Raw genomic sequence first — 23,316 nt, 5'->3', positions numbered from 1 at the left:
GCCGGGTGCTAGGCGGGAATCGGCCCCATATCAAGACGGCGCCGGCACCGGAAGAACAGATCCGCCCGCCACCGCCGCCAGCCAGGCCCGCGAAAACCGCCCCCCAAAAAACCGGGAGCCGGGGGCCGAGACGTCGCGTGAGCGGCGCATCTTCGCGCATCCAGCGGTTGCCTTGCGTGCCGGCTCTGCCTAGCCTCGGCCCGGACCACGAGGAAAACGGAGACATGCCATGAGACTCAGGACAATCGTCGCAGCCTTCGCCATCGCCGCCTTCGGCCAGGCCGCGGCGGCGCAGGAGATGTCGTTCTTCCGCATCGGCACCGGCGGCACGGCGGGCACCTATTACCCGATCGGCGGGCTGATCGCGAATGCGATCTCGAACCCGCCCGGCTCGCGCGCCTGCGAGGATGGCGGCTCCTGCGGGGTGCCGGGGCTGGTGGCGACGGCAGTGGCCTCGAACGGCTCGGTCGGCAACGTGAACGCCATCAACGGCGGCGCGATGGAGGCGGGCTTCAGCCAGTCCGACGTCGCCTATTGGGCGCAGACCGGCACCGGGCTGTGGGAAGGCCAGCCGGCGGTCGAGAAACTGCGGCTGATCGCCAACCTCTATCCCGAAAGCATCCACCTGGTCGCGCGGGCCGATGCCGGCATCGCCTCGGTCGCCGACCTCAAGGGCAAGCGGGTGTCGCTGGACGAGCCGGGCTCGGGCACGCTGGTCGATGCCAAGATCATCCTCGAGGCCTTCGGCCTGTCGGAATCCGACATCCGGCCCGAATATCTCAAGCCCGACCAGGCGGCCGACCGGATGCGCGACGGCGCCATGGATGCCTTCTTCTTCGTCGGCGGCTATCCGGCCGGCGCCATCGCCGAGCTGGCCAGCCAGCATGACGTGGTGCTGGTGCCGATCACCGGCGCCGAGGTCGACAAGCTGCGCGAAACCTACACCTTCTTCGCCGCCGATACCGTGCCGGCCGGCACCTACGAAGGCCAGGATGCCGATGTCGCCACGATCTCGGTCGGGGCGCAGCTGGTGACCAGCGCCGACCAGCCCGAGGAGCTGATCCACGGCATCACCCAGGCGCTTTACAACGAGAATACGCAAAAGCTGTTCGCCGCCGGCCATGCCAAGGGCAAGCTGATCACGCTGGACAATGCGACCGAGGGCGCGGGCATCCCCTTCCATCCGGGCGCCGAGCGTTTCTACAAGGAGGCCGGCAAGCTCGAATGAGCCTGGCCGCAAGCTGACGAAAGGACGCGGCCGGCCCCCCGGTCCGCGTCCTTTGCCCCTGAACCGAACGGCAGGAAAACCGCATGACCGAGCCAACCCGCCCGCTTACCGACGACGAGCTTCGCGCCCTGGAAGAGGAATACGATCCCGAGGCGCGTTTCCGCACCGTGACGCGCCCCATCGCCGTGCTGTCGGGGATCGTCCTGTTCCTGCTTGCGGCCTATCACTATTATACGGCCGGCTTCGGCATCCCGCGCGCGACCACGCATCGCGGGCTGCACATGGGCGTGTCGCTGTTCATCGTCTATCTCAGCTTCTCGTTCCTGGCGCGCAACCGCCACAGGACCGACGGCTTCGCCATCCTCGGCGTGCCGGTGACGGACTGGCTCTTGGCCATCGGCGGCGCGGTCAGCGCCTTCTACGTGCCGTGGATCTATGCCCAGCTGCAATTCCGCGTCGGCAACCCGCTGGCGATCGACATCGCCATGGGCACGGTGCTGCTGATCGTGCTGATGGAGGCGGTGCGCCGCTCGATGGGCTGGCCGCTGCCGGTCATCGCGGCGCTGTTCATCGCCTATGCCTATTTCGGCAAGTCGATGCCGGGCATCCTGGTGCATCCCGGAGCGGACTGGGCCAATATCGTCAACCATCTCTACCTGACCTCGCAGGGCATCTACGGCACCGCGCTGGGGGTGATCGCCACCTATGTGTTCCATTTCGTGCTGTTCGGGGTGATGGCGCAGAAGATCGGCCTGGGGCAGCTGTTCATCGACCTGGCCACCGCGCTGACCGGCCGCTTCGCCGGCGGGCCGGCCAAGGTCTCGGTGGTGTCCTCGGCCATGCTGGGCACGATCTCGGGCTCGTCGATCGCCAATACCGTGACCACCGGGGCGCTGACCATCCCGGCGATGATCAAGATCGGCTTCAAGCGCCATTTCGCCGCCGCGGTCGAGGCCGCCTCCTCGACCGGCGGGCAGATCACGCCGCCGGTGATGGGCGCCGTCGCCTTCCTGATGGTCGAATACCTGGGCATCCCCCTGCGCACCATCCTGATCGCCGCCGTGGTGCCCGCCTTCATGCATTTCTTCGGCGTGCTGGTCCAGGTCCACCTGGAAGCCAAGCGGCTGGGCATCCGCGGCCTGCGCGCCGAGGAGCTGCCCAAGGCCGGCAAGGTGCTGCGCGAGGGCTGGCTGTCGGTCTTTCCGCTGGTCCTGCTGGTCTGGATGCTGATGTCGGGCCGCACGCCCTTCCTGTCGGCCTTCTGGGCGATCACCGCCTGCATGGCGGTTTATCTGATCCAGCGGGTGATGGCGTCGGGCGCCATCGAGGGCGTCAAGGAAACCGCCGCCGGCATCTATGAGGGCTTCGTCGCCGGCGCCCGGCAATCGCTGGCCGTGACCGCGGCCGCGGCGCTGGTCGGGGTGGTGATCGGCGTCGTGACCCTGACCGGCGTCGGCTTCAAGATCGCCTTCATGGTCACCAGCGTGGCGCAGGACTGGGCCACCTCCTTCCATGGCCTGCTGGCGGTGCTGCCCTTCGAGCTGCTCAGCATCCAGACGCTGACGCTGCTGTTCACGCTGCTGATGACCGCGGTGGTCTGCGTGCTGATGGGCTGCGGCGTGCCGACGACGGCGAATTACATCATCATGGTCGCCGTCGCCGCGCCGGTGCTGGGCATGATGAATATCGAGCCGCTGGTGGCGCATTTCTTCGTGTTCTATTTCGGCGTGCTGGCCGACGTGACCCCGCCGGTGGCACTGGCCGCCTATGCCGGGGCCGGGATCGCCGGGGCCAACGGCTTCAAGGCCGGCAACACCGCCTTCCGGCTGTCCATGGGCAAGGCGATGGTGCCTTTCGTCTTCGTCTTCTCGCCCTCGCTCTTGCTGGTCACGCAATCCTTCACCCTGCCCGATTTCCTGCTGGCCTTTTCGGGCGCCGTGCTGGGCATCATCGCGTTGTCGGCCGCGATCACCAACTGGATGCTGGGGCCCTTGCTGCTGGTCGAGCGGATGCTGCTGCCCGCCGCGGCACTGATGATGATCGCACCCGAAATCGTTTCCACCGCCATCGGCGCCGCGATCCTCGGCATGGTGCTGCTGCGGCAGTATCTCGCCGGGCGCTCCGGCCCCAGCCCGGAACCGGCCGGGTAAGTGGCGCAATAGGCCGCGGGGCACCCCGATCCGCCGCAAGGCACCAGGGCCGGCATGGACGGTCTGCCGGTCCTGGTCGCCGCCGCGCCGCTGTCCCCAGATCAGGCAGGGCATTTCCAGCGGGCGCCTTGCGGCGCCTGCTGACAAGCACGCCGAGCCTAGGTCGATCCCAGATGACGCAACCCGTGCGTCACATCCGCACGGACGGCAAGCCGCAGCCCCGGCTCGTCCCCGGCCCGCAGCGAGGCCAGGATCATGCGGTGATGGCGCGGCGGCTCATTGCGCTTCATCCGGCCGTAAAGCGCCCGCATGGTCGGGCCAAGCTGCAACCAGACCGTCTCGACGATGGCCAGCATCGCCGGGGCCTGGGCGCGCAGGTAAAGCAGGCGGTGGAACTCCAGGTTGGTGCGGATGTAGCCCACGGCATCGTGACGCTCGGCCGCCTCGCCGATGGCGGCGTTGATGACGGCCATGCGCTCGATCAGGGCCTGGTGGGCGCGCGGCAGGGCGCGGGCGGCCAGCTCCGGCTCGATCAGCCCGCGCAGCGCGGCAAGCTCCTCGATCCGCTCGACCGACAGTTCCGGCGTCGCGATCCGCCCCGAGGAGGACAGCGACAGCGCCCCCTCGGCCACCAGCCGCCGCACCGCCTCGCGCGCCGGGGTCATCGAGACGCGATGCTCGGCGGCGATGCCGCGCAGGGTCAGCGGCAGGCCCGGCGGCAATTCGCCCAGCATGATGCGCTGGCGCAGGTTGCGATAAAGCCGCTCATGGGCCGAACTTTCCGAGGTTCGCGAAGCTGTCATGCGCCATCTGTGATCACAAATCCGGGCGCCGTCAAGCCGCCCCGATCAGGGACGAAAGCGCCATGCCAGCAGTTCATGCCCGTGCCGGCGCAGCCAGTCGCGATGGCGCGCATAATCGGGCATCAGCCGGCCGGTCGCGGCCCAGAAGGCGGGCGAATGGTCCATGTGCAGCAGATGGGCCACCTCATGCGCGGCGACATAGTCCAGCACCTCGGGCGGCGCCATGGCCAGCCGCCAGGAAAACATCAGCCGCCCGTCATGGGTACAGCTGCCCCAGCGCGAGCGCGTATCGCGCAGCGCCAGCGCCCGGAAGCCGCGCCCCAGGGCCGCGGCATGGCGGTCGCAGGCCGCGATCAGCCGCGCCTGGGCTAGCTGCTTCAGCCAGACCTCGACCAGCACGCCCGCGGGGCGACGCTGCGGCACGAGCAACAGCGCGTCCGACAGCTCGACCCGGCGCCCGTCATGGGGCACGATCCGGCGCGGGCGCCCCTCGACCGGCAGCAGGGCGCCATGTTCCACGGCGCAAAGCGGCCGCATCCCGGCGCGGGTCTGGCGCAGCCATTCGGTCCGCGATTCGGCAAAGGCGCGGCCGTCCGACAGGCTGGCGCGGCTGGGCAGGGTCAGCACCACCTCGCCCCCCGCGCGCACCACGCGCAGGGTCATGCGCCGCGCCCTGGCCGAGCGCCGCAGCGTCACCGGGATGTCGCCACCGACCAGAATCCTGTCCATCCGTTCCCCCATCTTGCGAAGGGCCGTGCCTCTGCCCATCTTTCCCCCGCACCACCGGCCGCCCGCAAGGGGGAAAAGGCTTTGACAGCCTGCCCCGGCTGTGGCAGGGGACAGCGGATTTAGCTGAACGCGGCAGAAAGAGAACACCATGCCCAAAGAGGAATGGGGCACGAAACGCCTTTGCCCCCATTGCGCGACGCGCTTTTACGACCTGATGAACGATCCGATGACCTGCCCGGCCTGCGGCGCGGAATTTACCGTGGAAAGCCTGACCAACGGCCGCTCGCGCTCGCTGATCTCGGAAAAGACCGCTTCGCGTGACACGGACCAGACAGATCTGGCCGATGACGAGGATCTGGACGATGACGCCGATACCGGCGATCTGGACGACGATCTGCTGGACGATGACGATGACGGCGACATGTCGCTGGACGACATCGCCGACGTGCCGGACAATGACGACGAATAACCCCCTTTCCTGACCAACCCAGGCCCCGGAGCGCGACCGCGCCGCCGGGGCCTTTTTTTCATGGCAAGGACGATGCGGACCATCGACAGACAGGCCATGCGCGCCATCCTGCTGACCCCGCAGGACCGGGTGTTGCTGATGCGGGTCGATTACGGTGGCGGCGACTGGTGGATCACCCCCGGCGGCGGCGCGGAACCGGGCGAGACGCCGGAACAGACCCTGCGCCGCGAACTGGCCGAGGAACTGGGATTCGCCCTGCCCGCCCTAGGCCCGCTGGTCTGGCGCCGCCGCGTGGCGATGACGCTGCACCAGCGGCGCTGGCGGCAAGCCGAGGATTATTTCCTGATCGAGACCGCCGCTTTCACCCCGGCGGTCCAGGACGCCCCCGAGGCCGGCACCATCCGCGAATTTCGCTGGTGGAGCCTTGACGAGATGCGCCACACATCCGAGCGGCTGGCCCCGGTCGGGCTTGCGCGCATCGTGCTGGACTATCGCGCAAGCGGGCCGCCCGGCAGCCCGCCCGACATCGAAATCATCGAGGACTGACGGCTAAACTGCATAGGCATCGTCGAAAAATGCCAGTTCCAGCGTGACCGCGCGGCGGAAGAAATCCCGCGCCTGCTCTGCGGCCTCGGGTCCGGCGCGGTCGAACTCATCCCGCAGGAAGCCCACGAAATCGCGAAAGAACGGGTTGTCGTGCAGCGTGATCCAATCGGCGTGGACGAAATTCTCGGGCAGCGGCTTAGGCGCGCGCATGGCCCAGTCGAGATAAAGCCCCTCGGCCACGTTCAGCACCGCCAGCACGGCGGGATAGGCACGCGTCGCCGCCGCCTCGCGCATCAGCGCCTGGAATCCCGCCATGGGCGCGCTGTCGGGAATGGCGGCACGGTCCGCCTCGCCCACGCCGAGCGCGGCGAAGGCGCGCAGGAAATAGTCGTTCTCCTCGCCCGAGACCATGCCGGCGAAGCGCCCGAAGCGCAGCCGCGATTCGAAGCGGTCGGCCGAGGCGATGGCCGCGCCCAGAAGCGTCAGGAAGGCGTCGAGGAAACGGTGGTCCTGCACCAGGTAGCGCGCCATCACCGCATCCGCGATGCTGCCGTCGCACAGTTCGCGCACGAAGCGGTGGCCGACGGCGGCGGACCATTCCGTCGCACATTCCCGGCGCAGGGTTTCGAAGAAGCTTTCGGTCATCATGCCCTCATGGCTGGGGCAAGGCCGTCGCTGCGGGCGGCCTTGCGGGTAAGGCCGGCAAAAGGCAGGTCGATCATTCCCATTCCTCCGCCGGCATGATCCGGGTCAGGTTCGAAGGGTCACCGCGCCGCCCGTCGCCAGGTTGCGTAAGGCCAGCGGTTTCTCAGCCCCTTGCCGGGGCTCCCCTTGGTGGCGCCAGACTAGCGCGGAGGGCGGCGGCTGTCACCTCCCGCAGGGCGCGGCGGGCATCGTTCCGCCCACAGAATCGTGAGCCGCGAAATGCGTGGCTGGCCGGGCCCGAGGCGGCATTCCAGCTTGCAGCCGGGGGCCAGATGTTATCTCGTTACGGCAGGGCGGGCACTACCCCGTCCCCTGCCAGGATCGGGACCATGACGACAGGCGAAATGCCGAAACCCACGACCGCGACAGAGCTGAACGATCCCGCCGCACCGCGGCAGAGCCCGAAACAGGTCGGGCTGCGGCTGCACCGGCCTCCCCTGCTGACCAATATCTCGGCCGCGCGCTGGCTGCTGCTGGCCATCGTGGCGGCCTCGATCTATTTCTTCCACGGCTTCCTGGTGCCGGTGCTGGCGGCCATGGTGATCGCGCTGGCCAGCTGGCCCCTGCGCGAACGCGCGGCCTATCAGCTGAACCTGGGCCGCACCGGCGCGGCGACGCTGCTGGTGCTGGTGTTGGTCTGCTTCCTGCTGATCCCCATCGCCATGGCACTGATCTATGCCTTCCGCGAACTGCGCGACTGGATCAACTGGGCCATCCTGATCAACAGCTCGGGCGCGCCGACGCCGGGCTGGATGGTCGAACTGCCGCAGGTCGGCGACTGGCTGGACGAGAACTGGCAGACCTATATCGGCCGACCCGGCGGCATCAGCGAGATCGTGCAGCTGGTCAGCGGCTCGAATATCGGCGCGATCTATCGCGGCGCGGTGACGGCGGGAACGCTGGCCTTCCACCTGGCGCTGACCCTGCTGTTCATGCTGATCACGCTGTTCGTGCTGTATCGCGACGGCGACAAGATCGTGGCGCAGATCGACCAGGTCGGCCGCCGCATCCTGCCCGACCGCTGGAGCCGGCTGTCGCGCGTCGTGCCCGCCACCATCAGCTCGACCGTGACCGGCATGACGCTGATCGCCATCGGCGAGGGGGTGATCCTGGGCGTCGCCTATTGGCTGGCCGGCGTGCCCTCGCCGGTGACCTTCGGGGTCATCACCGGCTTCATGGCGCTGATCCCCGGCGGGGCGCCGCTGTCCTTCACCCTGGTCTCGGCCTATCTGGTGGCCAGCGGCTCGCCCGTCGAGGGGGCGGCGCTGTTCATCTGGGGCACCTGCGAGCTGTTCGTGGTGGACAAGACCATCCGCCCGGTCCTGGTCGGCGGCCCGGTCAAGCTGCCGTTCCTGCCCACGTTTTTCGGCCTGATCGGCGGGGTCAAGACCATGGGCATCGTCGGGCTGTTCGTCGGCCCGGTGCTGATGGCGCTGCTGGTCTCGATCTGGCGGGAATGGCAGCGCGAACTTTCCGAAGAGGAACAGCGCCAGGACAGCAAGCTCATCGGGCTGGAGTGACCGGCGCCTGAATGAAAGGCGGGACATGAAAAAGGCGGGACGTGGATGCGTCCCGCCTTTCCTTTTGTGCCGTTCGTCCCGCGGATCAGTCGGCCGAGGCCGGCGGCACCACCGGCTCTTCCTGCGGCGGGCTGGCCAGCGATTCCGGCAGCGGCGTCAGCGTCACGCCGGCGCCGGCGCCCAGCGGTTCGCCCTCGCGATTGGTCTCGGTCGGGGCGACCGCCTCGCCCGGTGCCAGCGCGCCCTGGGTCTCGGTCTCGTCCGATGCGGCAGGGGTGGAGGCCGGCCGGGGCACCGGCACCGGATTGGCCCGGTCCGCGCCGTCATTGCGCAGGTAGTCGAAGAACTCGCCCTGCGGCTGGATCACCAGCGAGCTGTTCTCGCCCTTCAGCGCCCGCTCATAGGAGGTCATCGAGCGGGTGAAGGCAAAGAACTCGGGATCGCGGCCGAAAGCCTCGGCATAGATGGCGTTGCGGCGGGCATCGGCCTCGCCGCGCACCACCTCGGCGCGCTTGCGCGCCTCGGAGGTCAGCTCGACCACGGTGCGGTCGGCAGCGGCGCGGACGCGCTGCGCGGCCTCGCCACCGCGGGCGATCTCGTCGGCGGCCTCGCGCTCGCGCTCGGCCCGCATCCGGGCATAGGTCGCGGTCAGGTTCTGCTCGGGCAGGTCGGTCCGGGTCAGGCGCACGTCGATGACCCGGATGCCCAGGTCGCGGGCGTCGTCGCGCGCCAGGTCGCGGATGCGGTTCATCAGCGGCGTGCGGTCGTCCGACAGCACCGTGGTCGAGGGTACCGAGCCCAGCACCTGCCGGATCGCGTTGGTCACGATCGGCTCCAGCCGGCGCTGCGCGAATTCGATGCCGCCGGCGCCCACGGCGCGGCGGAACTGCACCACGTCGGTGATCTGCCAGCGCGCAAAGGCATCGACCACCAGGCGGCGGTCGTCCAGCGGCGTGACCTCCATCGGCGGGGTCGGCAGACCGAGGATGCGGGCATCGTATTTCACCACGTTGTCCAGGAAGGGCACCTTGATGCCCAGGCCCGGTTCCTCGCGCACCTCGACCACCTCGCCGAAGCGCAGGACAAGGGCCTTTTCGCGCACGTCGACGATATAGAGCGCCGAGATCACCAGGACCGCGACCACGACCAGGAAGGGCAGCGCCAGAAGCGAGATTGCACGGTTCATCACTGGTTCCCCCCGCCGGTATTGGTGTTGCCGGAGCCCGAGGCCCCGCTGCGCAGCTGATCCAGCGGCAGATAGGGCACCACGCCCTGCCCGGCCTCGCCGTCCAGGATGACCTTGTTCACCCCGCCCAGAACCTTTTCCATGGTTTCCAGATACATCCGGCGGCGCGTGACCTCCGGCGCCTTGACATATTCGTCATAGACCGAATTGAAGCGCGCCGCCTCGCCCTCGGCGTTGTTCACCGCCTCGGCGCGATAGGCCTCGGCGCGTTCGATCACGGCGGCGGCCTCGCCTCGGGCGCTGGCCAGCACGCGGTTGGCATAGGCGTCGGCCTCTTTCTCCAGCCGGTCGCGTTCCTGCTGGGCGGCCTGCACCTCGCGGAAGCTGTCGATCACCTCGCGCGGCGGGTCGGCGCGGTCCAGGTTGACGCGCAGCACGTTGATCCCGGCCTCGTAGTCGTTCAGCGTGTTCTGCACCGCCAGCTTCAGGTCGTCGGCGATGGCGCCGCGGTCGCGGTTCAGGATCGGCGCCAGTTCCGAACGCGCCACGATGTCGCGCATGGCGGATTCCGAGACGGCGCGGATGGTGTCGTCGGGATCGGCCAGGTTGAACAGGAATTTCTCGGGGTCCGAGATGTTCCAGACCACCTGATAGGCCATGTCCACGATGTTCTGGTCGCGGGTCAGCATCAGCCCCGAATCCATCGGCCCGGCGCGGCCGGTGCCGATTTCCGTGGTCCGCTCGCCCGAGACCTGCACCACTTCGGCGGTGACGACGGGCCAGGGCGCGAAGTTCAGGCCCGGCTCGCCGGTGCCCACGGGCTTGCCGAACAGCAGCTCGACCGCGCGTTCCTCGGGCTTGACGGTGTAGAAGCTGGAAAAGGCCCAGACCGCCAGCACGGCCAAGGCGGCGATGCCCCAGGTGCCGCGGCTCATCTGGAATTGCGGGCCCTGCGGCCGGCGCGGGCCGCCGCCGCGGTTGCCACCGCCACCGCCCTTGCCGCCCATCAGCACGCGCAGCCGGTCCTGGCCCTTGCGCACCAGTTCCTCGATCTCGGGGATCTGGTCGCCGCGGCGCGGACCCTGCGGCCGGTCGTCCCTGCCGCCGCCCGGACTGCCCCACGGGGGCTGGCCGCCCCCTTGCGGCGGCTGCCTGCCGCCCTTGCCGTCATCTCCGCCGCCGCCCCAGGGGCCTTGTCCTGCCATACCTCTCGTGCCTCGCTTGATGTCTGTCTGGTTGAAACTGGTGCCTTCGGCCGGAAAATCAAGCCGATGCCGCGGGTTTGTCCATTTTTGCCGCGCCCACGCGGCGCGAGGGCTTGCGCATGGTCACAAGCTCCTCGGCCAGGGTCGGATGCACGGCGATGGCGGCGTCGAAATCGGCCTTGGTCGCGCCCATGCCCATCGACACCGCGACCATCTGGATCATCTCGCCGGCCTCGGGGCCGAAGATGTGGCAGCCCAGCACCTTGTCGGTCTCGCCGTCCACCACCAGCTTCATCACCGCCCGCGCATCCGAGCCCGCGAAAAGCGAGCGCATGGGCCGGAAGCTGGCGACATAGATGTCGGCGGGACCGCAGGCCTCGGCCTCTTCCTCGGTCAGGCCGATGGTCGCCACCTCATGCGGGCGGGTATAGACGGCGCTGGCCACCAGCCGGTGGTCGACCTTGCGCGGCCGGGCGCCGAAGATGGTGTCGGCAAAGCTGTGGCCTTCGCGGATCGCGACCGGGGTCAGGTTCACCCGGTCGGTCACGTCGCCCACGGCAAAGACCGAGGGCACCGAGCTTTGCGACCACTCGTCCACCGCGATCTCGCCCCTGCGGCCCAGCCTGACGCCGGCGTCTTCCAGCCCCAGGCCCTTGGTATAGGGCGCGCGGCCGGTGGCGAACATCACCGCGTCGAAGATCTCGCTCTCGCCGTCCTCGAAGCTTGCGCGGACGCCCGCCCCCTCGCGGTCCAGCCGCGCCGGGTTGGTGTTCAGCCGCACATCGACGCCGATGGCGCGCAGCTGCTCGGTGGCGTGGCGGCGCATCTCGCCGTCGAAGCCGCGCAGCACCGCATCGCCGCGATAGGCCAGCACGGTGGCGCTGCCCAGCCCTTGCAGGATGGTGGCGAATTCGCAGGCGATGAAGCCGCCGCCCACCACCAGCACCCGGCCCGGCAGCCTGTCGAGCGTGAACAGGTCGTCCGAGATCAGCCCCAGTTCCTTGCCGGGAATGTCGGGGCGCTGCGGCCGGCCGCCGACCGCGATCAGGATATGCTTGGCGCTCAGGCGCTGGCCGTCGGCCAGTTCGACCGTATGCGCGTCGTGCAGCCGGGCGCGCTGCATGTGGATCTCGACCCCGGCATTCGCCAGCCCCGAGGTATAGGCGCCCTCCAGCCGGTCGAGTTCGCGCAGCAGCTTGCCGTGGAACTCGGCCCAGTCGAAGCGGCCCTGATCCGCGCCCTGCCAGCCATAGCCGCGCGATTCGGCCGCCGCCGCCCCGGCCTGCGAGGCGAAGATCATCAGCTTCTTGGGCACGCAGCCGCGGATGACACAGGTGCCGCCCATGCGGCTTTCCTCGGCCAGGCCGACGCGGGCGCCGTATTCGCTGGCCGCGATCCGCGCCGCGCGCACCCCGCCCGAACCGCCGCCGATGACGAAAAGGTCGTAGTCGAATTTCATGCCATGTCCTCGCGCCGCAATTCCACCACCGAGCCGTCCGGGCAGCCGATGATCGCCAGGTCGCAGATATTCAGGAACAGCCCGTGTTCAACCATCCCGGCAATCGAGGACAGTTCCGCCGCCAGCGCCTCGGCATCGGGGATCGATTCCAGCGCCAGGTCCAACACCAGGTTGCCCTCGTCGGTCAGCAGCGGCTGGTCGCCGCGCTTGCGCAGCAGGATCGGCCGCTGGGTCAGTTCCAGCCGGTCCAGCGCGCGCTGGATCAGCGTCCTGGTCGCCTGCCAGCCAAAGGGAATCACCTCGACCGGCAGGTGGAAGGCGCCGAGCCGGTCCACCACCTTGCCCTGGTCGGCGATCACCACCATGCGGTCCGAGGCGGTGGCGACGATCTTTTCGCGCAGATGCGCGGCGCCGCCGCCCTTGATCAGGTTCAGGTCCGGGTCCACCTCGTCGGCACCGTCGATGGTCAGGTCCAGCCAGCCGATAGCGTCCAGTTCCTCGATCGCCAGCCCCAGCGAGACAGCCAGCTCCGCCGTCGCCTTCGATGTCGCGGCACAGCGCAGCGCGAAGCCTTCTTCCCTGACCCGCTGCGCCAGGCGGCGCACGAAGATCGCCGCGGTCGAGCCGGTCCCCAGCCCCAGCCGCATCCCCGGCTCGACCAGCGCCACCGCGGCGCGGGCGGCGGCATCCTTGGAAAGATCGGTGATGGCGGGATCGGTCATGGCGGGAATCCTTGGCTGAATGGCAGGCGGCACATGGCCGTCCTTATAAGCACAAGCCGCGCCTTGGGCCACCACCGGCTGCGTCTTTTGGCCGCGACGAAACGCCTGACCGGCGGCGATTGCCTCGGGGCGGCGGCTGACCTACATCTGGCGGCCATGACCATACCCGCCACATATGCCGCCATCATCACCGCCGCCGGCCGCGGCACCCGCGCCGGCGCGGGCCTGCCGAAGCAATGGCGCAGCCTGGCCGGGCAAACCGTGCTCGGGCGCAGCATCGCCGCCTTTGCCGGCTTCCCGCGCATCGTGGTGACGCTGGCGCCCGAAGACATGGCGCATGGCGTCGCGGAGCTTTCGGGCCCCGTCACGCTGGTCGCGGGCGGCGCCACGCGCTCGGGCAGCGTGCGCGCCGCGCTGGAAAGCCTGGAGGGCGCCGGCGTGACCCATGTGCTGATCCATGACGGCGCCCGGCCGCTGGTCTCGCCCCGCGTGATCGACGGCGTGGTCGCGGCGCTTGCCGCCGGCGCCCCCGCCGCCGCGCCCGCCCTGCCCGTCACCGACGCGCTGTGGCGGGCCGCGGACGGGCGCGTCACCGCCACCGCCAGCCGCGAGGGGCTGTTTCGCGCCCAGACCCCGCAGGGTTTCGCGCTGGACGCCATCCTGGCCGCGCATCGCGCCCATCCCGAGGGCGCGGCGGATGACGTGGAACTGGCGATCCGCGCCGGCCTGCCCGTCACCGTGACACCGGGCGACGAGGACAATCTGAAACTGACCTGGCCCGAGGATTTCGCACGGGCCGAGCGTATCCTGGGGGACGCGATGGACATCCGGCTTGGCAATGGTTTCGACGTGCATGCCTTTACCGCGGGCGATCATGTCTGGCTGTGCGGGGTGAAGATTCCGCATGACAAGGCGCTCTTGGGCCATTCCGACGCCGATGTGGGGATGCACGCGCTGACCGACGCGATCTATGGTGCGCTGGCGCAGGGCGACATCGGCCGGCATTTCCCGCCCTCGGACCCGCAATGGAAGGGGGCGGAAAGCCATATCTTCCTGCGCCATGCCGCGATGCTGGCGCGGCAGATGGGCTATGAGATCTCCAATGCCGACGTGACGCTGATCTGCGAGCAGCCCAAGGTCGGGCCCCATGCCGGCGCCATGGCGCTGCGCCTGTCCGAGATCATCGGCGTCGAGCCCGACCGGGTCAGCGTCAAGGCCACCACCTCGGAACGGCTGGGCTTTACCGGGCGCGAGGAAGGCATCGCCGCCATGGCCACCGTCACATTGGTCAAGGGGTAATTGGGGGGTTAATCATGGACAAGGCGATCGCAACCTTCTTCGGCATCGGCCACCTGCGGCCGGCGCCCGGCACCTGGGGCTCGGCCGCCGCGGTGGTGCTGGGGGTCGCCGCCTATGAATGGCTGCACCCGATGCTGGTGCCGGCGGGTTTCGTGCTGGCGACGCTGCTGGGCTTCTGGGCGGTGCCGCGGGTGCTGGCGGACAGCGCCGAGGGCGATCCGTCCTGGGTGGTCATCGACGAGGTGGCCGGGCAATGGCTCGCGATGAGCTTCACCGTCATCCCGCTGGCGCAGAAGGGCGTCTCGATCCTGGCGGCCTGGCCGGGATTCGTCGCGCCCTTCCTGCTGTTTCGGCTGTTCGACATCTGGAAGCCCTGGCTGGTCGGGCGCGCGGACCGGCGCGGCGGCACGCTGGGGGTGATGGCGGACGACCTGTGGGCGGGCCTGTTCGCCGGCGTGGTCTCGGTCATCCTGGCCGGGCTCTACCACGCCGTGCTGGAGCCGATGCTGTGACCGACCCCGCCGAAGTCCTGGATCTGGCACGCCGGCGCGGGGTGTTGATCGCCACCGCCGAAAGCTGCACCGGCGGGCTGATCGCCGGGCGACTGACGGATGTGCCCGGGTCATCCGATGCGGTGGACCGCGGCTTCGTCACCTATTCCAACGCCGCCAAGATCGAGATGCTGGGCATCCGCCCCGAGACTCTGGAGACCCACGGCGCGGTCAGCGAGGAGATCGCGGCCGAAATGGCCCAAGGCGCGCTGGCCCGCTCGCAAGCGGGCGTGGCGGTCGCCGTGACCGGCATTGCCGGGCCGGGCGGGTCCGAGCATAAGCCCGAGGGCCGGGTCTGCTTCGGCATTGCCGATGCCCTTGGCGTCAGGACCGAGACGGTGGATTTCGGCCCGCTCGGCCGGGCCGCGGTGCGCGCCGCCACCGTGGAGCATGCGCTGGCGCTGCTGAAGGCGGCGCTGGCCTAGCCCAGGGCCTGCGGCTCGGCTCGGAGGGGCTTCGGCTCGGCCAGGGCCTGCAAAGCGCCGGTTACATCCTCGAGCCGGGTGTCCCAGCCGCAGACCAGGCGGATGCCGACCGGCTCGTCCTCGGCCGGCTGCTGGGTATGCGGCCAGAGGTGATAGCAGAGGCCGCCGGCACAGGCGCGGCGATGCAGATCGGCCGGGATGGTGGCGAAGACCGCGTTCGATTCGACACGCTGGTCGATGCGCACGCCGGGCAGGCGCGCCAGACCCAGCGCCAGTTCATGCGCCATGGCATTGGCGTGGCGCGCCAGTTGCAGCCACAGGTCGCCCTCGAGCCAGGCCAGCACCTGCGCCGCCAGGTAGCGGTGCTTGGACACAAGCGCCCCGGCCCGCTTGCGGCGGAACTGGAACTCCTCGGATTTCGCGGGGTCGAAGATCAGCACCGCCTCGACCCCCATGCAGCCGTCCTTGGTGCCGCCCAGCGACAGGATGTCCACACCCGCCCGCCAGGACAGGTCGGCCGGCGCCACGTCCAGCCCGGCCAGCGCATTGGCAAAGCGGGCTCCGTCCATATGCAGGCCCAGCCCGGCGTCACGGGCGATGGCGGCCAGCGCCTCGACCTCGTCCGGCCGATAGACGGTGCCCCATTCCGTCGCATTGGTCAGGCTCAGCGCCGCGTTCCGCCCGGCATGAACCGAATCGCGGCCATGGACCACCAGCGCCTCGGCCAGCGCCTCGGGGACGATCTTGCCGCCGGCGCCAGGGATCGGGATCAGCTTGGCGCCGCCGGAAAAGAACTCGGGCGCCCCGGTCTCGCTGGTCTGCACATGGGCGTCGGCATGGCAGAAGACCTTGCCCCAGCCCGGCGCCAACAGCGACAGCGACAGCGCATTGGCCGCCGTGCCCGAGGCCACGAAATGCACCGCCGCCTCGGGCGCGTCGAAGAGTTCGCGCAAGCGGTCCTGGGCGGCGCGGGTGATGCTGTCCTCGCCATAGGCGGGCACATGGCCCTGGTTCGCGGCGGCAAGCGCAGCCATGATGCGCGGATGCACGCCGCCCGCATTGTCCGAGGCGAAACTCATGAAAGATCCTCGATGATATGCTCGTCCCAATCGTCCTCGGTCACGGAAAGCTCGCTGACGGTCCAGCCGCGCACCGAGGCGCCGGCGCGATGCACCGATTCGCGATCCCCCGAGATCAGATAGTGCCAGTCGTAAAGCGGCTTGCCCTCGGCGCGCAACCTGTAGGCGCAGGTCGAGGGCAGCCACCAGGCGATCTCCTTGAGCTTCCTGGGCGTCAGGACGACGCAATCGGGCACGAAATCGTGGCGGTTATGATAGCTGGAACATTGGCAGGTCTGGCCGTCCAGCAGCCGGCAGGCAACGCGGGTAAAGGCCAGCTCGCCCGTATCCTCATATTCGATCTTGTTGAGGCAGCACTTGCCGCAGCCGTCGCAAAGCGCCTCCCATTCCTGCTTGTCGAGGCGCGCAAGCGGCAGTTCCCAGAACCGCTCGCGCATCAGCGGGTCGCCAGGATCTCGCGCGCCTGGGCACTGTCGCGATCCATCTGCGCGACCAGCGCCGGCAGGCCGTCGAACTTCGCCTCGGGACGCAGGTATTCGACCAGCGCCACCGACAGGTGCTGGCCATAGAGGTCGGCCGAGAAATCGAAGATATGCACCTCCAGGTTGGGCCGGTTCTCGCCGAACATCGGGCGCACGCCCAGGCTGGCCACGCCCTTGTAGCTGCCGCGGTCCGGCCCGGTCAGCACGTCGACCAGCACGGCATAGATGCCAAGCGCCGGCAGGTGCAGCCCCTCGACCGCCATGTTCGCGGTCGGATAGCCCAGGTCGCGACCGCGCTTGTCGCCATGCAGCACCTCGCCGTCGATGCGGTGCCAATGGCCCAGCATGCGCTCGGCGTCGCGGGTGCGGCCCTCGGCCAGCGCCTCGCGGATCGCGGTCGAGCTGTATTGCAGCGCACCGTCGCCGATCAGCGGCGCCACGGTGACGCCGAAGCCCATCTCGCGCCCCAGTTGCGCCAGGGTCTGCGCATCGCCCGACCGCTTGCGGCCAAAGCAGAAATCCGCGCCCACGGTGACATGGCGCACGCCCAGCCCCTCGACCAGCACCTCGCGCGCGAAAGCCTCGGGCGCAAGCCCGGCCAGCACCGCGTCAAAGGGCAGTTCGTAAAGGTGGTCCACCCCCAGCCGCGCCAGGCGGTTGGCCCGCGATTCCACGTTCATCAGCCGGAAGGGGGGCGCGTCGGGCACAAAGAACTCGCGCGGATGCGGCTCGAAGGTGATGACGCCAAGCGCCGCGTCGCAGGCGGCGCGCGCCGCGTCGATCACCGAGCGGTGGCCCAGGTGGACGCCGTCGAAATTGCCCATGGCGACGGTGGCCCCGCGGGCATCGAGCGGCAGAGCTTTCCAGTCGTGATGGATGCGCAATCGGGCCCCCGGTGGGCCGGCGGCCGGCCCTGTCAGTCGAATTTGCGGCTTGGCGCCAGAACGACGGCCTCGCCTTTCAGGACGACCGTATCGCCGACGAGGCAGCGGGTTGCAAGGGTCACGCGGCGCTTTGCGTGGTCGATCGCCTCGACCGTGACCTCGGCGCGGACCATGTCGCCGGGCCGGACCGGGGCCATGAATTTCAGCGTCTGGCCCAGGTAGACCGTGCCATGGCCGGGCAGCTGCTCGCCGATCACGGCCGAGATCAGCCCGGCGGTCAGCATGCCATGGGCGATGCGCCCCTCGAAGATGGTGTCCTGCGCATAGTCATCGTCCAGATGCACCGGATTGCGGTCGGTCGAGACCTGAGCGAACATCTCGATATCCTCGTCGGTCACTACCTTCTGCAGGTAGCGCATCATCCCGACCTCGAGATCCTCGATGACGATCGTGCCGCGCGGAAGGTTGTCCAGCATCATTCAATGCTCCCGATGAGTGGATTTATGCTGCATAGCAGCAAAACCGGGGGCGCGCAACAAAATAACACGGGCACCATCCAAAAGGACGGATTGTTACCGAACCGTTCAGCGCAGCCGGCCGATGGCGTAGGCCGGGTTCTGCGACCGCAGCGCCAGCCATTCGGCAAGCCGCGCCGGGTCTGGGTTTTCCACATCCGGGCCGAACTGGTCGAAGCCGAGGCCGCCGGTGACGAACAGCGCATCCAGCCCCTCGCCCGCCGCACCGGCGATGTCGGTGGCGATGCCGTCGCCGATGGCCAGGATGCGGGCATCCTCGCACAGCCCCAGCCGGCGGCGCGCCAGGTCGTAGATCGGCGGATGCGGCTTGCCGAAATACAGCGAGGTGCCGCCCAGATCCTCGTAAAGCTCGGCCAGCGCCCCGGCGCAATAGAGCCGCTTTTCGCCCATGTCCACGACCACGTCGGGATTGGCGCAAAGCAGCTTCAGCCCGCGTTCGCGCGCCAGCATCAGCCGGGCGCGGTAATCCTCGGGCACCTCGACCAGGTCGTCGAAGAGCCCGCAGCAGACGATGCCCTCGGCCTCGTCCAGCGCCACGCGCTCGATGGCCGGGGCGTCCTGCCATTCCTCGGGGATGTCGGTGAAGAAGCCCTCGTCCTTGGGCTGGGCAATGGCCCAGACCCGGCGGCCGACGGCGCCGGCGAACATGGCGTCCTGCGCGGCGTCGCCCGAACTGACGATGGCGTCCCAGGCATCGCGCGGCACGCCCATGCGGTCGAGCTGTGCGGCCACGTATTGCTGCGGCCGCGGCGCATTGGTCAGCAGCACCACCCGCCCGCCCTGGGCGCGAAAGCCCTGCAAGGCGGCGACCGCGGCCGGGAAGGCGGCGACGCCATTATGCAGGCAGCCCCAGAGATCGCAGAACAGGACGTCGTAATTCGGGGCGATCTCGTCGAGCGCGCGGATGATCTGCGTCATGGAACGGTCCTTCGCTCAGACGGCCAGGGCCGGGATGATCTGCTTCTTGCGCGACATGATGCCGGGCAGGACCACGCTGTCGCCCGAAACCGTCGCGTTGAAGCTTTTCTCGGCCACCTGCCGGACGAAATCGTTCGGCACCAGCAGGGTCGCCTCCTCGTTCAGGATGTCGACGATGAACAGCAGCACCTCGTCGGCGCCATCGGCGGCGGCGACGGCCGGCATGGCGGCGATCAGCGCCGCCTTGCGGTCCAGCAGCACCTGCGGCGCGGTCGTCTCCAGCACCGAGACGCGCAGCTGCTTGCCGCCGAGCTCATATTCCTTGCTGTCCATGCGCAGCAGGGCTTCCTCGGTAAAGGCCGACACGTCCGACTTGGCCGCGAACATCTCGGCCGCGTATTCGGGGATCGAGACGCCCAGATCCCTGGCCAGCTTCTCGGCCACGAAACGGTCGTGGGGCGTGGTGGTCGGGCTGCGGAACTCCAGCGTGTCCGACAGGATGCAGGTCAGCATCGCGCCCTTGATGGCACGGGGCGCGCGGGCCAGATCCTCGTCGCCGATCAGGTCGTGCATGATCGTCGCGGTGCAGGCCAGCGGGCGGATGGTAATGTTGATCGGCAGGCGCGTGCGGATGCCGCCGGCCAGCAGGTGATGGTCGATGATCTCGATCACATCGGCCTCGGCCAGCGAATCGGGCAGCTCGGCGGGGTTGTTGGTGTCCACCACCACGCATTGCTCGCCCGGCGCCACATCGGCGATGATCTCGGGCATCTCGAGGCCCCATTTCGCCAGCATCCAGGCGGCCTCGGTGTTCGGCTCGCCCTGCAACACCGGTTTGGCCGGGGTCTTGCGGACTTCGGACAGATACCAGGCCCAGATGATGGGCGAGCCGGTCGAATCGGTGTCGGGGGCCTTGTGGCCGAAAACCTTGATCATGGGGATCCCCTGAAGCTTGGGCGGAAAATTCGCCGGGGTTATAGGGGCGCGGCCCGGCAATGTCTATCGACGGGCGGCACCGCGGCCCGGGCCGCCTTGCCCGCCGCGCGGGGTCCGGCCGGGCGGGGATCAGACCGGGGTCTGCTGGTGCTGCAGGATGCGCCAGTCGCCGGCGCGGCGGATCCAGGTGGTGGTGCAAAGCGCGCGATAGGTCTCGGCCCCGGCGCGGCGCGCGGTGGCGCGATAGGCCAGCACGCAGACCTCGTCGGTCTCGATGCTGGCCCGTTCGGCCATGGTGACTTCCTGCCAGCGCGGCGCGGATTGCAGCGCGGCGATCACCGCGGCGCGGTCCATGATGCCGGTGGGCCGAAAGGCCATCAGGCAGGAGCCGTCAAGCTTGCGCGCTGCCTCGGCCACCCCCGCCAGCCAGAATTCGCGTTCCTCGCGCCAAAGCTCATCCGCCATCGCCCATCCCCTCCACCGTGATCGGGCTGATGTTCCAGCCCCTGTTTTCCAGCAACCGCAGCACGCCATGCTCGCCCGGCAGGTGCAGCGCGCCAAAGCCGATCACCAGGCCCTTGCCCTGCCCGGCCGCCTCGGCCGCCGCCTGTTCAATCGGTTCGATCCAGCTTTCGTTCCGCCGGTCCATCAGCTTTTCCTGCGCCAGCCGCATCTGCTCATCGACCTCGGCCCGGGTCAGGCCGGAATTGTCATAGGCGTCGAAGCGGCCGAATTCCCAGATCAGCCAGCTGTCGCCCGAGAAATAGGCGTCCGCCAGCGTCACCGCGTAATCGTCGGCATATTCGGCGGCGGGCATGGCGGCGCGGATCATGTCCTCCTCCTCCTTGGAGGTCATGCCCGCAAACAGGGTGAATACGGTATCCCAGGGCTCCAGCGCGCGGACCGGCACCTCGGCGGCCTCGGCGCGCTCCACCAGCAGGTGATCCAGCCCTCCGGGGTCGCCCTTTTCCTCGATCACCCGCATCATGCAGGGCGAGACCCCCAGCATGACCGCCACATACCAGGGCCGCAGCCGGCTGGCGATCACCGCCGGCAGGCCGCGCGCCTCGAGCGCGGCCGAAAGCGACTTCCACTCGACGTCGCTGAAACGCTCGGGCAGGGTCGGCTCCTCGGGATCGACCAGCAGCGACGGGTCCGAGGCCATGGCTTCGGCCAGCTTCGCCTCCTCCTCGGGGCCGGCCTCGACCATCAGCAGGGCGGCCTCGTCGATCTCGGGGCCGAAATGCTCCATGGTCAGATCGTGGCGCGGATCCGCGAAATGATAGGTGCCCAGCAGAGTGACCCGCTGCTCGCCCTTCTCGGCCTGCCAGAACAGGCCATGGCGATAGGGCACGCCCTCGGCCGCCGCGTGCAGTTCGGCCAGCCGCTCGGGCGGCATGCGCTCGAACAGGTTCTGTCCCATGCAATCCTGCGCCGCGGCCGGCAAGGCCGGGGTCACGGCGGCAAAAAGGGCGGTCAGGATCGGCGTAAGGCGCATGGGGGCGGTTCCTGCATCAGCGTGGCGTGCAGCATGGCACGGGTGCGGGCAACGCGCCAGCCTAGCGCGGCAGCGGCAATTCCTGCGGCAAAGGCGCCCCGGCGATCACCGCTCGCCAGATGCGCTCGACCTGCGCGGCCTTGGCGGCCCAGGTGAAGTCGCGCATGACGCGGGCCTGCCCCGCCGCCGCCATGACGCCCAGCACCGCCGGATCGGCGGCGATGGCCTCCAGCCGCTCGCGCAGCCCCGCCACCAGCGCAGCGCGGCGGCCCATCGGAATGCGAAAGCCTGTCGCATCGTCGACCAGTTCCCCCGGCCCGGCGTAATCGGCGACCACCGGCACCACGCCAAGCGCCATCGCCTCCAGCACCACGCCGCCGCCGAACTCGCGCACCGAGGGAAACACCAGAAGCTGCGCCCGCGCCGCGACGCCCTGCACCTCGGCATGCGGCAACCAGCCGTGGAACCGCACCGCCTGGGCAACGCCTTCGCGCGCGACCAGGTCGCGCAGCGCCCCGGCCTGCGGACCATCGCCGACGATGTCCAGCACCATGCGGCCATCGCGCAGCAGGGGCAGCGCCGCCTCGATCGCCATGTCGGCGCCCTTGTAGGGCACCAGCCGACCGATGAAGCAGCCGCGCAGCGGCAAGGTGCCGGGCTGCGGCGCGGTCAGGCTGAAGCGCGCGGGCTCGATGGCGTTTTCCGGCAGCCAGACGGTCTTGGCCCGGAAGCCCGCCGGGATCTCGCCCAGCGTGTGCAGCGAGCCGCAGAGGATGGCCGAGGCATGGCGCAGCATCGCGCCGCGGCCCGGCAGCGCCTTGTAGGCGCCGCGGACATAGGACAGCCATTCCCGTTCCCGCCGCCGCTCGCTGTCGAAACCCCTGGGCCAGGGCACGCCGCCGTTCAGCGGCCCCAGCACGAAGGGCACGCCCGCGCGGGCGCAAAGCGGCGCGATGCGGCTGTTCGCCGTGGGCGTCAGCGGCGTCACCCGATGCACGACATCGTATTGCCCGGCGCGGATCGCCGGGCCGAAGGCACGCCAGACCAGCCGCTCGAAATAGCCGTAGCCCAGCGTCGAGACCGCGGTCTTCATGGTCCAGCCCACGCCCTTGCCCATGCTCAGCCTTTCCGCCAGCCGCCACATCGGCGCGGCCAGCCGCTCGCTGTCGATGGCGGTAAAGTCGCGCCCTTCGACCAGGCCGGCGCGCAGGATGGCATCGCGGTTGCGGACCTGGGTGACGATATGGACATCGGCCACGTCGCGCAGCGCATGGGCCAGCGACCAGCCCACCAGCGGCACCGAGACCCATTCCGGGTTCGCCGCCTCGGCAATGACAAGGGCCTTCAGACGCCGTTCCACCATAAGCTCCGCCCCCGCTGCTTCCCCTTGGGCCTAGCCGCGCCGCGGAAAGCCCGTCAAGCGGATTTCATGGCGGATTTCCCGATTGCAGGCCGTTGACAGGCCGCGGGCAGGCGCCTAGATGGTTTGCCATTGGCACTCACCCGAGCCGAGTGCCAACAGCTGCAACACTGCAACCTGAAACACCGGAGTGTTCTACTATGGCTTTCAAACCGCTGCACGACCGCGTTCTGGTCCGTCGCGTCCAGTCGGACGAAAAGACCAAGGGCGGCCTGATCATCCCCGACAGCGCCAAGGAAAAACCCGCCGAGGGCGAGATCATCGCCGTGGGCGAAGGCGCGCGCAAGGATTCGGGCGAACTGATCGCGCCCGCGGTCAAGGCCGGCGACCGCGTGCTGTTCGGCAAGTGGTCGGGCACCGAGGTCACGGTCGACGGCGAAGAACTGCTGATCATGAAGGAAAGCGACATCCTGGGCATCATCGCCTGATCGTCCCCTTCCGATAACCCATTCAAGGAGCAGAGCACATGGCTGCGAAAGAAGTTAAGTTCAACAGCGACGCGCGCGACCGGATGCTGAAGGGCGTGAACATCCTGGCCGATGCGGTCAAGGTGACGCTTGGCCCGA

25 protein-coding genes and 1 riboswitch are annotated in these 23,316 nt (G+C 69.1%); of the genes, 9 read left to right on the top strand and 16 right to left on the bottom strand.

Annotation, left to right across the window (positions count from 1 at the left end; all coding sequences use genetic code 11):
• Positions 1-229 precede the first annotated feature (229 nt).
• Together ACDP63_RS21325 and ACDP63_RS21320 are read left to right on the top strand one after the other, a co-directional pair.
• Positions 230-1,228 carry a TAXI family TRAP transporter solute-binding subunit gene (locus ACDP63_RS21325; RefSeq protein WP_024845635.1) on the top strand — a complete coding sequence of 333 codons (999 nt, stop codon included), beginning with the start codon at positions 230-232 and terminating at the stop codon, positions 1,226-1,228.
• Positions 1,229-1,311: 83 nt separating this feature from the next.
• Complete coding sequence (locus tag ACDP63_RS21320) at positions 1,312-3,378, top strand: TRAP transporter permease (protein WP_024845636.1); 2,067 nt, start codon at positions 1,312-1,314, stop codon at positions 3,376-3,378.
• A 158-nt stretch (positions 3,379-3,536) separates the two neighbouring features.
• Here ACDP63_RS21320 and ACDP63_RS21315 read toward each other — a convergent pair whose 3' ends face one another.
• Both ACDP63_RS21315 and ACDP63_RS21310 read right to left on the bottom strand, forming a co-directional pair.
• On the bottom strand, positions 3,537-4,181 hold the full coding sequence (locus ACDP63_RS21315; RefSeq protein ID WP_024845637.1) for a GntR family transcriptional regulator: 645 nt from the start codon (positions 4,179-4,181) through the stop codon (positions 3,537-3,539).
• 45 nt (positions 4,182-4,226) lie between these two features.
• Positions 4,227-4,910, bottom strand: a complete 684-nt coding sequence (locus tag ACDP63_RS21310) for a M48 family metallopeptidase (protein ID WP_024845638.1) — start codon at positions 4,908-4,910, stop codon at positions 4,227-4,229.
• Between the two features lie 148 nt (positions 4,911-5,058).
• Between ACDP63_RS21310 and ACDP63_RS21305 the strand changes: the two genes are divergently transcribed.
• Both ACDP63_RS21305 and ACDP63_RS21300 read left to right on the top strand, forming a co-directional pair.
• On the top strand, positions 5,059-5,379 hold the full coding sequence (locus ACDP63_RS21305; protein WP_024845639.1) for a TIGR02300 family protein: 321 nt from the start codon (positions 5,059-5,061) through the stop codon (positions 5,377-5,379).
• 72 nt (positions 5,380-5,451) lie between these two features.
• Positions 5,452-5,925, top strand: coding sequence for an NUDIX hydrolase (locus ACDP63_RS21300; protein ID WP_024845640.1), 474 nt, complete (start codon positions 5,452-5,454; stop codon positions 5,923-5,925).
• A 3-nt stretch (positions 5,926-5,928) separates the two neighbouring features.
• Here the strand turns inward: ACDP63_RS21300 and ACDP63_RS21295 are convergent, their stop codons facing one another.
• Complete coding sequence (locus tag ACDP63_RS21295; protein WP_024845641.1) at positions 5,929-6,570, bottom strand: TenA family protein; 642 nt, start codon at positions 6,568-6,570, stop codon at positions 5,929-5,931.
• Positions 6,571-6,635: 65 nt separating this feature from the next.
• Positions 6,636-6,767: riboswitch (TPP riboswitch) on the bottom strand.
• A gap of 192 nt (positions 6,768-6,959) precedes the next feature.
• Between ACDP63_RS21295 and ACDP63_RS21290 the strand changes: the two genes are divergently transcribed.
• Positions 6,960-8,150, top strand: a complete 1,191-nt coding sequence (locus tag ACDP63_RS21290; RefSeq protein ID WP_024845642.1) for an AI-2E family transporter — start codon at positions 6,960-6,962, stop codon at positions 8,148-8,150.
• An 85-nt stretch (positions 8,151-8,235) separates the two neighbouring features.
• Here the strand turns inward: ACDP63_RS21290 and hflC are convergent, their stop codons facing one another.
• Genes hflC through rpiA form a run of 4 tightly spaced genes read right to left on the bottom strand, consistent with a single transcriptional unit; the run spans position 8,236 to position 12,731 of the window.
• A complete protein-coding gene (gene hflC / locus ACDP63_RS21285; RefSeq protein ID WP_024845643.1) occupies positions 8,236-9,336 on the bottom strand; it encodes a protease modulator HflC in 1,101 nt (366 codons plus the stop codon).
• A complete protein-coding gene (gene hflK, locus ACDP63_RS21280; RefSeq protein WP_024845644.1) occupies positions 9,336-10,541 on the bottom strand; it encodes an FtsH protease activity modulator HflK in 1,206 nt (401 codons plus the stop codon). The genes hflC and hflK overlap by 1 nt, the downstream gene beginning before the upstream one ends.
• A gap of 58 nt (positions 10,542-10,599) precedes the next feature.
• Positions 10,600-12,000 carry a glutathione-disulfide reductase gene (gene gorA / locus ACDP63_RS21275; protein WP_024845645.1) on the bottom strand — a complete coding sequence of 467 codons (1,401 nt, stop codon included), beginning with the start codon at positions 11,998-12,000 and terminating at the stop codon, positions 10,600-10,602.
• Complete coding sequence (gene rpiA / locus ACDP63_RS21270; protein ID WP_407672800.1) at positions 11,997-12,731, bottom strand: ribose-5-phosphate isomerase RpiA; 735 nt, start codon at positions 12,729-12,731, stop codon at positions 11,997-11,999. Before rpiA ends, gorA begins: the two co-directional genes overlap by 4 nt.
• A gap of 147 nt (positions 12,732-12,878) precedes the next feature.
• Here rpiA and ACDP63_RS21265 point away from each other — a divergent pair, with 147 nt between their 5' ends.
• The 3 genes from ACDP63_RS21265 to ACDP63_RS21255 are packed head-to-tail and all read left to right on the top strand — an operon-like array spanning position 12,879 to position 14,997.
• Positions 12,879-14,021 (top strand): bifunctional 2-C-methyl-D-erythritol 4-phosphate cytidylyltransferase/2-C-methyl-D-erythritol 2,4-cyclodiphosphate synthase, encoded by a 1,143-nt coding sequence (locus ACDP63_RS21265; RefSeq protein ID WP_409928613.1) that lies wholly within the window; start codon positions 12,879-12,881, stop codon positions 14,019-14,021.
• A 14-nt stretch (positions 14,022-14,035) separates the two neighbouring features.
• Positions 14,036-14,533: a phosphatidylglycerophosphatase A gene (locus tag ACDP63_RS21260; protein WP_024845648.1), complete on the top strand. Its 498-nt coding sequence runs from the start codon at positions 14,036-14,038 to the stop codon at positions 14,531-14,533.
• A complete protein-coding gene (locus ACDP63_RS21255) occupies positions 14,530-14,997 on the top strand; it encodes a CinA family protein (RefSeq protein WP_024845649.1) in 468 nt (155 codons plus the stop codon). Before ACDP63_RS21260 ends, ACDP63_RS21255 begins: the two co-directional genes overlap by 4 nt.
• Here ACDP63_RS21255 and ACDP63_RS21250 read toward each other — a convergent pair.
• From ACDP63_RS21250 to ACDP63_RS21210, 9 genes are all read right to left on the bottom strand, one after another.
• On the bottom strand, positions 14,994-16,076 hold the full coding sequence (locus ACDP63_RS21250; RefSeq protein ID WP_024845650.1) for a threonine aldolase family protein: 1,083 nt from the start codon (positions 16,074-16,076) through the stop codon (positions 14,994-14,996). The two genes, ACDP63_RS21255 and ACDP63_RS21250, sit on opposite strands and share 4 nt — an antisense overlap.
• Entirely contained in the window at positions 16,073-16,513 is a 441-nt protein-coding gene (locus tag ACDP63_RS21245; RefSeq protein ID WP_024845651.1) for a YcgN family cysteine cluster protein, read from the bottom strand. The genes ACDP63_RS21250 and ACDP63_RS21245 overlap by 4 nt, the downstream gene beginning before the upstream one ends.
• Positions 16,513-17,442, bottom strand: coding sequence for a bifunctional riboflavin kinase/FAD synthetase (locus ACDP63_RS21240; protein ID WP_024845652.1), 930 nt, complete (start codon positions 17,440-17,442; stop codon positions 16,513-16,515). Before ACDP63_RS21240 ends, ACDP63_RS21245 begins: the two co-directional genes overlap by 1 nt.
• A gap of 32 nt (positions 17,443-17,474) precedes the next feature.
• Complete coding sequence (locus ACDP63_RS21235; RefSeq protein WP_024845653.1) at positions 17,475-17,918, bottom strand: MaoC family dehydratase; 444 nt, start codon at positions 17,916-17,918, stop codon at positions 17,475-17,477.
• Positions 17,919-18,026: 108 nt separating this feature from the next.
• A complete protein-coding gene (locus ACDP63_RS21230; protein WP_024845654.1) occupies positions 18,027-18,896 on the bottom strand; it encodes a TIGR01459 family HAD-type hydrolase in 870 nt (289 codons plus the stop codon).
• A gap of 15 nt (positions 18,897-18,911) precedes the next feature.
• The gene (locus tag ACDP63_RS21225; RefSeq protein ID WP_024845655.1) at positions 18,912-19,832 is read right to left on the bottom strand and encodes a manganese-dependent inorganic pyrophosphatase; all 921 of its coding nucleotides are present in this window, start codon (positions 19,830-19,832) and stop codon (positions 18,912-18,914) included.
• 129 nt (positions 19,833-19,961) lie between these two features.
• Entirely contained in the window at positions 19,962-20,297 is a 336-nt protein-coding gene (locus ACDP63_RS21220) for a DUF4440 domain-containing protein (RefSeq protein ID WP_024845656.1), read from the bottom strand.
• Entirely contained in the window at positions 20,287-21,330 is a 1,044-nt protein-coding gene (locus ACDP63_RS21215; RefSeq protein ID WP_409928612.1) for a TraB/GumN family protein, read from the bottom strand. The genes ACDP63_RS21220 and ACDP63_RS21215 overlap by 11 nt, the downstream gene beginning before the upstream one ends.
• Before the next feature lie 61 nt (positions 21,331-21,391).
• Positions 21,392-22,693: a glycosyltransferase family 4 protein gene (locus ACDP63_RS21210; RefSeq protein ID WP_028710803.1), complete on the bottom strand. Its 1,302-nt coding sequence runs from the start codon at positions 22,691-22,693 to the stop codon at positions 21,392-21,394.
• Between the two features lie 197 nt (positions 22,694-22,890).
• Between ACDP63_RS21210 and groES the strand changes: the two genes are divergently transcribed.
• Positions 22,891-23,178, top strand: a complete 288-nt coding sequence (gene groES, locus ACDP63_RS21205) for a co-chaperone GroES (protein ID WP_019353022.1) — start codon at positions 22,891-22,893, stop codon at positions 23,176-23,178.
• The last annotated feature ends 138 nt before the right edge of the window (positions 23,179-23,316 follow it).

Source organism: Paracoccus sp. P2 (assembly GCF_046335115.1).
In the GTDB taxonomy this organism is placed as follows: domain Bacteria; phylum Pseudomonadota; class Alphaproteobacteria; order Rhodobacterales; family Rhodobacteraceae; genus Paracoccus; species Paracoccus pantotrophus.
The sequence above is the reverse complement of the archived record's forward strand: the minus strand, read 5'-3'. Positions and strand labels throughout refer to the sequence as shown.

Bases quoted from the DNA above. Each gene is read 5' to 3' on its own strand.
- ACDP63_RS21235 (WP_024845653.1), bottom strand. From the start codon at position 17,918: ATGCTGGACAACCTTCCGCGCGGCACGATCGTCATCGAGGATCTCGAG.
- ACDP63_RS21305 (WP_024845639.1), top strand. From the start codon at position 5,059: ATGCCCAAAGAGGAATGGGGCACGAAACGCCTTTGCCCCCATTGCGCG.
- ACDP63_RS21300 (WP_024845640.1), top strand. From the start codon at position 5,452: ATGCGGACCATCGACAGACAGGCCATGCGCGCCATCCTGCTGACCCCG.
- ACDP63_RS21250 (WP_024845650.1), bottom strand. From the start codon at position 16,076: ATGAGTTTCGCCTCGGACAATGCGGGCGGCGTGCATCCGCGCATCATG.
- ACDP63_RS21320 (WP_024845636.1), top strand. From the start codon at position 1,312: ATGACCGAGCCAACCCGCCCGCTTACCGACGACGAGCTTCGCGCCCTG.
- ACDP63_RS21210 (WP_028710803.1), bottom strand. From the start codon at position 22,693: ATGGTGGAACGGCGTCTGAAGGCCCTTGTCATTGCCGAGGCGGCGAAC.
- hflC (WP_024845643.1), bottom strand. From the start codon at position 9,336: ATGAACCGTGCAATCTCGCTTCTGGCGCTGCCCTTCCTGGTCGTGGTC.
- gorA (WP_024845645.1), bottom strand. From the start codon at position 12,000: ATGAAATTCGACTACGACCTTTTCGTCATCGGCGGCGGTTCGGGCGGG.
- ACDP63_RS21310 (WP_024845638.1), bottom strand. From the start codon at position 4,910: ATGGACAGGATTCTGGTCGGTGGCGACATCCCGGTGACGCTGCGGCGC.
- ACDP63_RS21295 (WP_024845641.1), bottom strand. From the start codon at position 6,570: ATGACCGAAAGCTTCTTCGAAACCCTGCGCCGGGAATGTGCGACGGAA.
- ACDP63_RS21230 (WP_024845654.1), bottom strand. From the start codon at position 18,896: ATGACGCAGATCATCCGCGCGCTCGACGAGATCGCCCCGAATTACGAC.
- ACDP63_RS21325 (WP_024845635.1), top strand. From the start codon at position 230: ATGAGACTCAGGACAATCGTCGCAGCCTTCGCCATCGCCGCCTTCGGC.
- hflK (WP_024845644.1), bottom strand. From the start codon at position 10,541: ATGGCAGGACAAGGCCCCTGGGGCGGCGGCGGAGATGACGGCAAGGGC.
- ACDP63_RS21220 (WP_024845656.1), bottom strand. From the start codon at position 20,297: ATGGCGGATGAGCTTTGGCGCGAGGAACGCGAATTCTGGCTGGCGGGG.
- ACDP63_RS21215 (WP_409928612.1), bottom strand. From the start codon at position 21,330: ATGCGCCTTACGCCGATCCTGACCGCCCTTTTTGCCGCCGTGACCCCG.
- ACDP63_RS21225 (WP_024845655.1), bottom strand. From the start codon at position 19,832: ATGATCAAGGTTTTCGGCCACAAGGCCCCCGACACCGATTCGACCGGC.
- ACDP63_RS21290 (WP_024845642.1), top strand. From the start codon at position 6,960: ATGACGACAGGCGAAATGCCGAAACCCACGACCGCGACAGAGCTGAAC.
- groES (WP_019353022.1), top strand. From the start codon at position 22,891: ATGGCTTTCAAACCGCTGCACGACCGCGTTCTGGTCCGTCGCGTCCAG.
- ACDP63_RS21260 (WP_024845648.1), top strand. From the start codon at position 14,036: ATGGACAAGGCGATCGCAACCTTCTTCGGCATCGGCCACCTGCGGCCG.
- ACDP63_RS21245 (WP_024845651.1), bottom strand. From the start codon at position 16,513: ATGCGCGAGCGGTTCTGGGAACTGCCGCTTGCGCGCCTCGACAAGCAG.
- ACDP63_RS21315 (WP_024845637.1), bottom strand. From the start codon at position 4,181: ATGACAGCTTCGCGAACCTCGGAAAGTTCGGCCCATGAGCGGCTTTAT.
- ACDP63_RS21265 (WP_409928613.1), top strand. From the start codon at position 12,879: ATGACCATACCCGCCACATATGCCGCCATCATCACCGCCGCCGGCCGC.